A 9,492-nucleotide genomic window follows, 5' to 3' on the forward strand; every position below is an offset into this window, starting at 1 on the left:
AGCATCCGCACGCCGCGCCGCTCGATCGACAAGCAAGGGCAGAGCGCCGTGGTCGAGACGTTCGGCCGTCACGACCCTTGCGTCGGCATCCGGGCTACGCCGATCGCCGAAGCGATGCTCGCACTCGTGTTGATCGATCATGCCCTTCGCCATCGCGCGCAATGCGGCGACGTGCACGTCGCCACGCCGAAGATCGCGGCCAGCGCGCCCTGAGCAACGGCGCCTGGCGGATGACCGCCGCGGCGGGGAATTGAAACGATTGGGCCGCGCTGAGCGCGGCCCTTCGGCTCACATAGCCCCGTAGTTGGGCCCGCCGCCGCCTTCGGGCGTGACCCACACGATGTTCTGCGTCGGATCCTTGATGTCGCAGGTCTTGCAGTGCACGCAATTCTGCGCGTTGATGACGAGGCGATCGCTGCCGTCCTCGTTCTTGGCGAACTCATACACCGCCGCGGGGCAGAAGCGCGCTTCCGGGCCCGCATAGGTCCGCAGATTCACGTTCACCGGCACCGATGCATCTTTCAGCGTCAAATGCGCCGGCTGATTCTCTTCGTGATTCGTGTTCGAGATAAACACCGACGAGAGCCGATCGAACGTGAGCTTGCCGTCGGGCTTCGGATACTCGATCGGCGTGCACTGCGAGGCCGGCCTCAGCATCTCGTGATCGCGGTGTTGATGGTGCAACGTCCAAGGCACGTTGCCGCCCATCAACTTCTGTTCGATGCCGACCATCAGCGTGCCCAGATATAAGCCCTTGCTCATCCACTGCTTGAAATTGCGTGCGCGATGCAGTTCGCTGTGCAGCCACGATTGCTTGAACGATTCCGGGTACGCAGTCAGTTCATCGTTTTGACGGCCCGCCTGCACCGCATCGAACGCCGCCTGCGCCGCGAGCATGCCGCTCTTGATCGCGGCGTGGCTGCCCTTGATGCGCGAGGCGTTCAAAAAGCCCGCATCGTCGCCCACCAACGCGCCGCCCGGGAACACGAGCTTGGGCAGCGACATCAAGCCGCCCGCCGTGATCGCCCGTGCACCGTATGAAATGCGCTTGCCGCCTTCAAGAAACTTGCGGATCTCGGGGTGCGTTTTATAGCGCTGGAATTCCTCGAATGGCGACAGGTACGGATTCGTGTAGCCGAGCCCGACCACGAAGCCCACCATCACCTGGTTGTTATCGATGTGATAGAGGAACGAGCCGCCGTACGTTTGCGTATCGAGCGGCCAGCCCGCCGTATGAATGACGAGCCCCGGCTGATGCTTGGCCGGATCGATCTCCCACAGTTCCTTGATGCCGATGCCGTACACCTGCGGATCGGCGTCCTGATCGAGCTTGAACTGCTCGTTCAGGCGCCGGCCCAGATGCCCGCGCGCGCCTTCGCAGAACAGCGTGTATTTGGCATGCAGCTCCATGCCGAGCTGGAAGTTTTCCGTGGGCTCGCCGTCCTTGCCGATCCCCATGTTGCCCGTGGCGACGCCCTTGACCGAACCGTCGTCGTTGTAAAGCACTTCCGCCGCGGCAAAGCCCGGAAAAATCTCGACGCCGAGCGCTTCGGCTTGCTGGCCGAGCCAGCGCGTGACGTTCGCCAGACTGATGACGTAGTTGCCGTGATTCTTGAAGTTATCGGGCAGGGCCCAGTTCGGCGTCTTGACCGCGCCTTTTTCCGTGAGGAACAAGAACCGGTCTTCGGTCACCTCGACATTCAAAGGCGCGCCTTTTTCCTTCCAATCGGGGATCAGCTCGCCAATGGCCCGCGGATCCATCACGGCGCCCGACAGGATGTGCGCCCCGATCTCCGAACCCTTTTCGAGCACGCAGACACCGATCTCAGCGCCTTTCTCCTGCGCAAGCTGCTTGAGCCGGATCGCCGCCGACAGGCCGGCGGGACCGCCGCCGACGATCACGACGTCGTATTCCATCGACTCGCGCGGACCGTACTGCTCGATCAGACTTTCGGGGGTCATTGGGGCTCCTTAACCTTAGCCATTAGAATGCTTTTTTTCGGGTTCGTATTGTCAGCGAACGATTGGGGCGCTGCAAGCTGGTGAATCCATATTAGCACGATCGTTCTATTTGCATGGTAGAGTGGCGGCTCCGTGGGCTGCGGCTGTTTCGTTGCTGGATGTCGCGCGTTCGATCGCGCATCGCACAACTTTATTGATTAAAAGGAACGAGAATGGGCCGTTCGATCAACCTGGAAGGCAAGGTCGCGCTGATCACGGGCGCCTCAAGCGGGCTGGGCAAGCGCTTTGCGCTCGTCTTGTCGCAGGCCGGCGCGAAGGTGGTGCTGGCGAGCCGGCGCGTGGAGCGGCTGAAGGAATTGCGTGCCGAGATCGAGGCGTCGGGCGGCGCGGCGCATGTCGTGTCGCTGGACGTCACGGATTATCAAAGCATCAAATCGGCCGTCGCGCACGCGGAGACGGAGGCGGGCACGATCGATATCCTCGTGAACAACTCGGGTGTGTCCACCACTCAAAAGCTGACGGAAGTGACGCCGGCCGATTACGAATACATCTTCGATACGAACACGCGCGGCGCATTCTTCGTCGCCCAGGAGGTCGCGAAGCGCATGATCATGCGCTCGGGCGGCGCCGCGCAGAAGCCGGGGTATCGGATTATCAACGTCGCGTCGGTGGCCGGGTTGCGTGTGCTGCCGCAGATCGGCCTGTATTCGATCAGCAAGGCGGCCGTCGTCCATATGACGCGCGCGATGGCGCTCGAGTGGGGCCGGCACGGGATTAACGTCAACGCGATCGCCCCCGGCTACATCGACACCGAGCTCAATCACCAACATTGGACGACGGAGCAGGGCCAGAAGCTGCTGTCGATGCTGCCAAGGCACCGCGTCGGTCGTCCCGAAGATCTCGACGGGCTGTTGCTGCTGCTCGCGGCCGACGAATCGCAATTCATCAATGGCGCCGTCATCGCTGCCGACGACGGCTTCGGCTTAGCGTGACGGGGCAGGCCGCGCGGGCCGCCTTTGACAGGGCGCTCGCCGTTGCCCCGTTTTTTGTCGCAGGTGTATCGAGAAGTGGAACAAGTCGTGGAACAAGCAGTGGAACAAGCCGTGACGATCAACGATTATCAGCGTGTGTTCGAAATGTCGATCCCGATCCGGTGGGGCGACATGGACGCGTTCGGGCACGTCAACAATACCGTGTACTTCCGCTACATGGAACAGGTGCGAATCAGCTGGTTCGAATCGATCGGCATCATCGGCGGCGCGGAGCAAGGCCAAGGGCCCGTCCTCGTGAATGCCTCGATGGAATTCTTGCGGCAGCTGCATTACCCGGGCGATGTCATCGGTGTCATGTCGGTGAGCAAGCCGGGGCGCAGCAGCTTCGATACGGGGTTCGAATTGCGTCGGTCGGACGATCCAGGCACGGTCTATGCGCGCGGCACGGCGCGCTGCGTCTGGATCGACTACGCCGCGGGCCGCTCGGTGCCGCTGCCCGAGCGCCTGCGCGGCTTGCTCGAACATCCCGCGCTCGCGCAAGCCGGCTGATGACCGGGATGGCGCGGGGGCATCGTTCGGCGAACGCGCCGTGCCGCCGTCGCGCATCGCGCGTGACGCATGGCGCCTCAATGGCCGAGCAGGCGCTGCATGAGTTCCGTCGCGTTGCCGCTGCCGAATTTGCGCATGAGCCGCGCGCGGTAGATGTCGACCGTGCGTGAGCTGATGTCGAGCGCGCGGCCGATCTGCTTGCTCGTCTTGCCCGTCGCGAGCTGCGCGGCCACTTCGCGCTCACGCGGCGTCAGCTCGATCGCCACACGGCGCGTCGCGCTCAAATCCTCGAACGTCCATACACCGGCCGCGAGCGGGGCGCGGCGCTCGAGTGCCCGGCCGGTCACGTGGCACCAGAAAAGTTCGCCATCCGCGCGTTTCATGATCCGCTCGTCGGCGTAGCTTCCCTGCGCCGTCATGATCGGCCCGATCCGCTCGCCGATCCGCACGAACTCGTCCGACGACGGGTAAAGCACTTCGAAAGAATGGCCGATGAGCGCCGAGCGCTCGCAGCGGAAGATCGCGGCCACCGCGTCGTTACAGTCTTCGATGATCCGGTCGCGCGACAGCACGAGGCCGATCGGCGCCAGATGGAAAGCGGTTTGATAATCGATCTTGGACATAGTGGGCGGCAAGCCGGGTGCGCGCACGGGGCTTTCGCTTATGTATTTTTGCGTATTGTGCCGCAGGCGCTGGCCATCGTACCCTTTGGGGCATTAAATCGAGTGCCGAGGCGCGCATCCCGACGAACGGATGCGCGCTTCGACGATTAGAATGATCATCGCTTATTCCGATGTCGACCATTGCACTCGTGCCGATCCGATTTGACGGATTTCCATCATGGAAGGGACACACAGATGAACAAAGTCTATCCAAGCGCGTCCGCCGCGCTCGAAGGCATCGTGAACGACGGCCAGACGTTCGCCGTCGGCGGCTTCGGGCTGTGCGGCATTCCCGAAGCGTTGATCGCGGCGTTGCGTGATTCGGGCGTGAAGGGCATCACCTGCATCAGCAACAACGCCGGCGTCGACGGTTTCGGCCTCGGCGTGTTGCTGCAAACGCGCCAGATCAAGAAGATGATCTCGTCGTACGTGGGCGAGAACAAGGAGTTCGAACGCCAATATCTGTCAGGCGAACTCGAGCTCGAATTCACGCCGCAAGGCACGCTGGCCGAGAAGCTGCGCGCCGGCGGCGCCGGTATTCCGGCGTTTTTCACGCGCACGGGCTTTGGCACGATCATCGCGGAAGGCAAGGAAACGCGCCAGTTCGGCGATAGCCAGTACGTGCTCGAGCATTCGCTGACGGCCGACGTCGCACTGGTGAAGGCGTGGAAGGCCGACAAGGCCGGCAACCTCCTGTACCGCCGCACCGCGCGCAACTTCAACCCGATGTGTGCCATGGCGGGGCGGGTCACGGTGGCCGAGGTGGAGGAGATCGTCGAAGTGGGCGAGCTCGATCCCGATGCCATCCATACGCCGGGCATCTTCGTGCAGCGCATCGTGCTCAATGCGCATCCGGAAAAACGCATCGAACAACGCGTCGTGCGCGCAAAAGGAGACTGACATGGCTTGGACTCGTGACGAGATGGCCGCGCGCGCGGCGCAGGAACTGCAGGACGGCTTCTACGTGAATCTGGGCATCGGGCTGCCGACGCTCGTGGCGAACTACGTGCCGGCCGGCATGGACGTCTGGCTGCAATCGGAGAATGGCCTGCTCGGCATCGGCCCGTCGCCGACCGAAGACGAACTGGATGCCGATCTGATCAACGCCGGCAAGCAGACGATCACGACGCTGCCCGGTTCCTCGATCTTTTCGTCGGCCGATTCGTTCGCCATGATTCGCGGCGGCCATATCAATCTGGCGATCCTCGGGGCGATGCAGATCAGCAAGAACGGCGATCTCGCGAACTGGATGATCCCGGGCAAGATGATCAAGGGCATGGGCGGCGCGATGGATTTGGTGGCGGGCGTCAAGCGCGTCGTCGTACTCATGGAGCATGTGGCCAAGGGCGATCAGCACAAGATCCTCGAAAGCTGCACGCTGCCGCTGACGGGTGTGGGCGTCGTCAACCGCATCATCACGGATTTGGGCGTGATCGACGTGACCGATGCAGGCCTGAAGCTCGTCGAGCTGGCACCGGGCGTGACCGTCGACGAAATCCAGGCGAAGACGGGCGCGCCGCTCGATACGAGCGCGGTGCACTGAGGCTGGGCGATTCGATGAGCGAGCCGACCGCTGCCGGTGTGAAAGCCGGCCTGACCGCCCGTCTGGGCCCTGCGCGCGAACGCGAAGTGGTGTGCGCCAATCCGACGGGCCTGCATCGCGTGGCCTATACGGAATGGGGCGACCCGGACAATCCGCGCGTGCTCGTCTGTGTGCATGGGCTGACGAGGTCGGGGCGCGATTTCGATCGCGTGGCGGCGGCGCTTGGCGACGTCTATCGCGTCGTGTGTCCCGATATTGCCGGCCGCGGCCGCTCGGATTGGCTACCCGATCCGAATCGCTACCTGGTGCCGCAATATGTCGCGGACATGGTGACGTTGATCGCGCGCCTGGACGTCGAGCAGGTGGATTGGTTCGGCACGTCGATGGGCGGGCTGATCGGCATGACGCTGGCCGGCTTGCCCGGTTCGCCGGTGCGCAAACTGCTCGTCAACGATATCGGTCCGCACATCGAGCCCGAAGCGCTTCGCCGCATCGGGTCATACGTCGGCCAGAGCGTGCCATTCGCGACGCTCGACGAAGGGATTGCGTATGCAGCTTCCCTCGCGTCCACGTTCGGGCCGTTGACGGCCGACGAATGGCGCGAAATCAATACGCCGCTGATTGAGCAGCGTGAGGATGGGACGTGGGCGTTTCGCTACGATCCCGCGATCGCCGTTCCGTTCAATGCGACCACGCCGGAGGCCGGTGCGGCGGGAGAGGCGGCGCTTTGGCGATTGTTCGCTGCGATCGAAGGGCCGGTGCTCGTCGTGCGCGGCGAACAATCGGATCTGCTCTCGCGCGAGACAGTCGCACGGATGATCGAATGCGGCCGCTCGGTGCAGTCCGTCGAGATCCCAGGCGTGGGCCATGCACCGGCGTTTCTGGACCCTGAGCAGATCGCCGTTGCGCGGCGATTCTTCGTTGAAGACGCGTCCGAGTCATAATAGCGGTCTGTGGCGCCGGCAATGCGGCGCCCGATGCTCCACTCTTCACCGAACAGGGACTTTGAAATGGCAGTCATTCGTCATCACGTCGGCAAGCGCCTCTCGGAAATCGCGATCCACAACGGTACCGTTTATTTGGCCGGGCAGATCGCCGAAGATACGGCGCAGGGCATCGAGGGGCAGACGCGCGAAGTGCTCGGTCATATCGACCGCCTGCTCGGCGAGGTGAACAGCGACAAGTCTCAGCTGTTGTCGGTGCAGATCTATCTGTCGGATATGATCCATTTCCCCGGCATGAACGCCGTCTGGGACGAATGGGTTGCGCAAGGCGCCACGCCGCCGCGTGCGACGGTGGAATCGAAGCTGGCCAACCCCGATTGCCTCGTCGAGATCGTGGTCGTCGCGGCCCAGCGCAGCTGAGCGCATCGATACATTGCAGTCGCAGTTGAATCAGAGAGTCGAACGTTGAACGCCGATACGGTTGCCGCCGGCGCACCCTCGTTGCCGTCGTACGAGGATGCGCTTGCTTTCGTGCGCGAACACGCGGGCGACGCGCGCCTGTCGTCGGGCGAATTGCTGGCCGATCACGCGGCGGGCACGGCTTCGATCGTCGCGAAGCTCAATGTCGATCCGCCCGCCGTGCTGGCGGCGGCGCTGTTCGCCCTCACCCCTCATCTCACCGATCCCGAACATCTGATCGCCGAGCACTTCGGCGAGGAAGTGGCCCAGCTTGTCGGCGACGTGCGCAAGCTGCTTCGTCTCGGCACCGTCAGCCTGAAGGCCGCCAGCCATGCGGTACCCGAGGCGGGGCGCGATGCGCAGGCGGCGCGGCGCGCGCAAATCGAAGCGCTGCGCAAGATGCTGCTCGCGTTCGCGCAGGATATCCGCGTCGTGCTGATCCGGCTCGCATCGCGTTTGCAAACATTGCGCTACTACGCGGCCGCGAAAATATCGCCCGGGGCCGATGTCGCGCACGAAACGCTCGAGATCTACGCGCCGCTCGCGAATCGCCTCGGCATCTGGCAACTGAAGTGGGAGCTCGAGGATCTGGCGTTCCGCTTCCAGGATCCGGATACCTATAAGCGCATCGCCAAGCTGCTCGACGAAAAGCGCGTGGAGCGGGAGACCTATGTGGCCGAGGCGATCGGGCGGCTGCAAGAGGAATTGGCCGCCGCGCACATCCAGGCCGAGGTGAGCGGGCGGCCGAAGCACATCTACAGCATCTGGCGCAAGATGCGCGGCAAGGCGCTCGATTTCGCCGAACTGTACGACGTCCGCGCGTTTCGCGTCATCGTCCCGGATATCAAGGATTGCTACGCGGTGCTCGGCATCGTGCACAACCTTTGGCAGCCGGTGCCGAAGGAATTCGACGATTACATTTCGCGGCCGAAGCCGAACGGCTACAAGTCGTTGCACACGGTGGTCATGGGCGACGATGGCCGCGCCTTCGAAGTGCAGATCCGCACGCACGAGATGCATCGCTTCGCCGAGTATGGCGTGGCGGCGCACTGGCGCTACAAGGAAGCCGGTGTGCGCGGCTATGGCGGCCAGTTCAGCGCGAGCGAGAAGTACGACGAGAAGATTGCCTGGCTGCGGCAACTGCTGGCCTGGAAGGAAGACGTCGCCGAAGGCGAGAGTCCCGGGGCCAAGCCTTGGGAGCAATTGCGCTATGCCACGCTCGACGACGATCACATCTATGTGCTGACGCCCCAGGCGCGCGTGATTGCGTTGCCGCAGGGCGCGACGCCGCTCGATTTCGCTTATCACTTGCATAGCGAACTCGGCCACCGCTGCCGCGGCGCACGCGTGGACGGGGCGATGGTGCCGCTGAACACGCCGCTGCACAACGGCCAGACGGTGGAAGTGGTGGCGGTGAAGGAGGGCGGGCCGTCGCGCGACTGGCTCAATGCGCAGCTCGGCTACCTGCAAAGCCATCGCGCGAAGCAGAAGGTGCGCGCGTGGTTCAACGCGATCGAACTGCAGGAGAACATCGCGAACGGCCGCGCGATGGTCGAAAAGACGTTGCAGCGCGAAGGCAAGACCTCCGTCAATCTCGATCAACTCGCGGCCAAGCTAGGCTTCAAATCGCCCGACGATCTGTTCAACGTCGTCGGCAAGGAAGAGTTCAGCCTGCGCAGTATCGAGCAAGCGCTTTCCGATACCGTGCCGGCCGAGCCGCAGGAGGAGACGCCTGAGCAGTTCGAAAAGCGCGGCAGCGGTGCGAGCGTCGCGCGCGGCGCTTCAACAGGCGTTCTCGTCGTGGGCGTCGACGCGCTGCTCACGCAACTCGCGCGCTGCTGCCGGCCCGCGCCGCCCGACGAGATCAGCGGGTTCGTCACGCGCGGCAAGGGGATGTCGATTCACCGCAGCGATTGCGCCATGTTCCAACGGATGGCCACGCGCGCGCCCGAGCGTGTGCTGCAAGCGGCGTGGTCGGCCGATGTGATGGGCGGACGCGGCTCGTCCGTCTATCCCGTCGATATCGCGATCGAGGCGCACGATCGGCAGGGCTTGCTGCGCGATATCTCCGAAGTGTTCGCGCGCGAGAAGATGAATGTCGTCGGTGTGAAGACGATGAGCCGCCGCACGGCGGCGTACATGCAGTTCACCGTCGAAGTATCGAGTGCATTGCAGATTCAACGCGCCTGCACGTTGCTTGGCGAAGTGGGCGGCGTGGTGCGTGCCACGCGCAAGGCGTAACTTTTTTCATGTAAAAGCATAAAAGGGGTTGCCAAGGTTCGATAGGCCCCATATAATCGCTTCTTCTTCAGGCTCGTAGCTCAGCTGGTTAGAGCACCACCTTGACATGGTGGGGGTCGTTGGTTCGAGTCCAATCGAGC

The 9,492-nt window shown here is 63.5% G+C and carries 10 protein-coding genes; 8 read left to right on the forward strand and 2 right to left on the reverse strand.

The window, feature by feature from the left end; all coding sequences use genetic code 11:
• A partial coding sequence (locus ACTHL0_RS07105) for a chorismate synthase (RefSeq protein WP_440565958.1) occupies positions 1–213 on the forward strand: 213 nt, incomplete at its 5' end.
• A 75-nt stretch (positions 214–288) separates the two neighbouring features.
• On the opposite strand, the gene ACTHL0_RS07110 is transcribed toward ACTHL0_RS07105, so the two are convergent.
• Entirely contained in the window at positions 289–1,962 is a 1,674-nt protein-coding gene (locus ACTHL0_RS07110) for an electron transfer flavoprotein-ubiquinone oxidoreductase (protein ID WP_440565959.1), read from the reverse strand.
• 212 nt (positions 1,963–2,174) lie between these two features.
• Here ACTHL0_RS07110 and ACTHL0_RS07115 point away from each other — a divergent pair, with 212 nt between their 5' ends.
• Together ACTHL0_RS07115 and ACTHL0_RS07120 are read left to right on the forward strand one after the other, a co-directional pair.
• A complete protein-coding gene (locus tag ACTHL0_RS07115; RefSeq protein ID WP_440565960.1) occupies positions 2,175–2,954 on the forward strand; it encodes an SDR family oxidoreductase in 780 nt (259 codons plus the stop codon).
• Positions 2,955–3,098: 144 nt separating this feature from the next.
• Positions 3,099–3,503: an acyl-CoA thioesterase gene (locus tag ACTHL0_RS07120; RefSeq protein WP_440565967.1), complete on the forward strand. Its 405-nt coding sequence runs from the start codon at positions 3,099–3,101 to the stop codon at positions 3,501–3,503.
• Between the two features lie 77 nt (positions 3,504–3,580).
• On the opposite strand, the gene ACTHL0_RS07125 is transcribed toward ACTHL0_RS07120, so the two are convergent.
• Positions 3,581–4,126: a LuxR C-terminal-related transcriptional regulator gene (locus tag ACTHL0_RS07125; RefSeq protein WP_440565961.1), complete on the reverse strand. Its 546-nt coding sequence runs from the start codon at positions 4,124–4,126 to the stop codon at positions 3,581–3,583.
• A 234-nt stretch (positions 4,127–4,360) separates the two neighbouring features.
• On the opposite strand from ACTHL0_RS07125, the gene ACTHL0_RS07130 reads away from it, so the two are divergent.
• The 5 genes from ACTHL0_RS07130 (at position 4,361) to ACTHL0_RS07150 (ending at position 9,352) form a co-directional block, all read left to right on the forward strand.
• Complete coding sequence (locus ACTHL0_RS07130; protein WP_440565962.1) at positions 4,361–5,065, forward strand: CoA transferase subunit A; 705 nt, start codon at positions 4,361–4,363, stop codon at positions 5,063–5,065.
• Position 5,066: 1 nt separating this feature from the next.
• Positions 5,067–5,708: a CoA transferase subunit B gene (locus ACTHL0_RS07135; RefSeq protein WP_440565963.1), complete on the forward strand. Its 642-nt coding sequence runs from the start codon at positions 5,067–5,069 to the stop codon at positions 5,706–5,708.
• A gap of 14 nt (positions 5,709–5,722) precedes the next feature.
• Entirely contained in the window at positions 5,723–6,652 is a 930-nt protein-coding gene (locus ACTHL0_RS07140; protein ID WP_440565964.1) for an alpha/beta fold hydrolase, read from the forward strand.
• Between the two features lie 66 nt (positions 6,653–6,718).
• Positions 6,719–7,072 (forward strand): RidA family protein, encoded by a 354-nt coding sequence (locus ACTHL0_RS07145; RefSeq protein ID WP_440565965.1) that lies wholly within the window; start codon positions 6,719–6,721, stop codon positions 7,070–7,072.
• A gap of 45 nt (positions 7,073–7,117) precedes the next feature.
• The gene (locus tag ACTHL0_RS07150; protein WP_440565966.1) at positions 7,118–9,352 is read left to right on the forward strand and encodes a RelA/SpoT family protein; all 2,235 of its coding nucleotides are present in this window, start codon (positions 7,118–7,120) and stop codon (positions 9,350–9,352) included.
• Positions 9,353–9,492 lie beyond the last annotated feature (140 nt).

The sequence above is a fragment of the Trinickia sp. genome (assembly GCF_051961175.1).
In the GTDB taxonomy this organism is placed as follows: domain Bacteria; phylum Pseudomonadota; class Gammaproteobacteria; order Burkholderiales; family Burkholderiaceae; genus Trinickia.

Excerpts from the sequence above, each read along its gene's own strand:
- ACTHL0_RS07110 (WP_440565959.1), bottom strand. The coding sequence starts at position 1,962 with ATGACCCCCGAAAGTCTGATCGAGCAGTACGGTCCGCGCGAGTCGATG.
- ACTHL0_RS07115 (WP_440565960.1), top strand. The coding sequence starts at position 2,175 with ATGGGCCGTTCGATCAACCTGGAAGGCAAGGTCGCGCTGATCACGGGC.
- ACTHL0_RS07120 (WP_440565967.1), top strand. The coding sequence starts at position 3,099 with ATGTCGATCCCGATCCGGTGGGGCGACATGGACGCGTTCGGGCACGTC.
- ACTHL0_RS07125 (WP_440565961.1), bottom strand. The coding sequence starts at position 4,126 with ATGTCCAAGATCGATTATCAAACCGCTTTCCATCTGGCGCCGATCGGC.
- ACTHL0_RS07130 (WP_440565962.1), top strand. The coding sequence starts at position 4,361 with ATGAACAAAGTCTATCCAAGCGCGTCCGCCGCGCTCGAAGGCATCGTG.
- ACTHL0_RS07135 (WP_440565963.1), top strand. The coding sequence starts at position 5,067 with ATGGCTTGGACTCGTGACGAGATGGCCGCGCGCGCGGCGCAGGAACTG.
- ACTHL0_RS07140 (WP_440565964.1), top strand. The coding sequence starts at position 5,723 with ATGAGCGAGCCGACCGCTGCCGGTGTGAAAGCCGGCCTGACCGCCCGT.
- ACTHL0_RS07145 (WP_440565965.1), top strand. The coding sequence starts at position 6,719 with ATGGCAGTCATTCGTCATCACGTCGGCAAGCGCCTCTCGGAAATCGCG.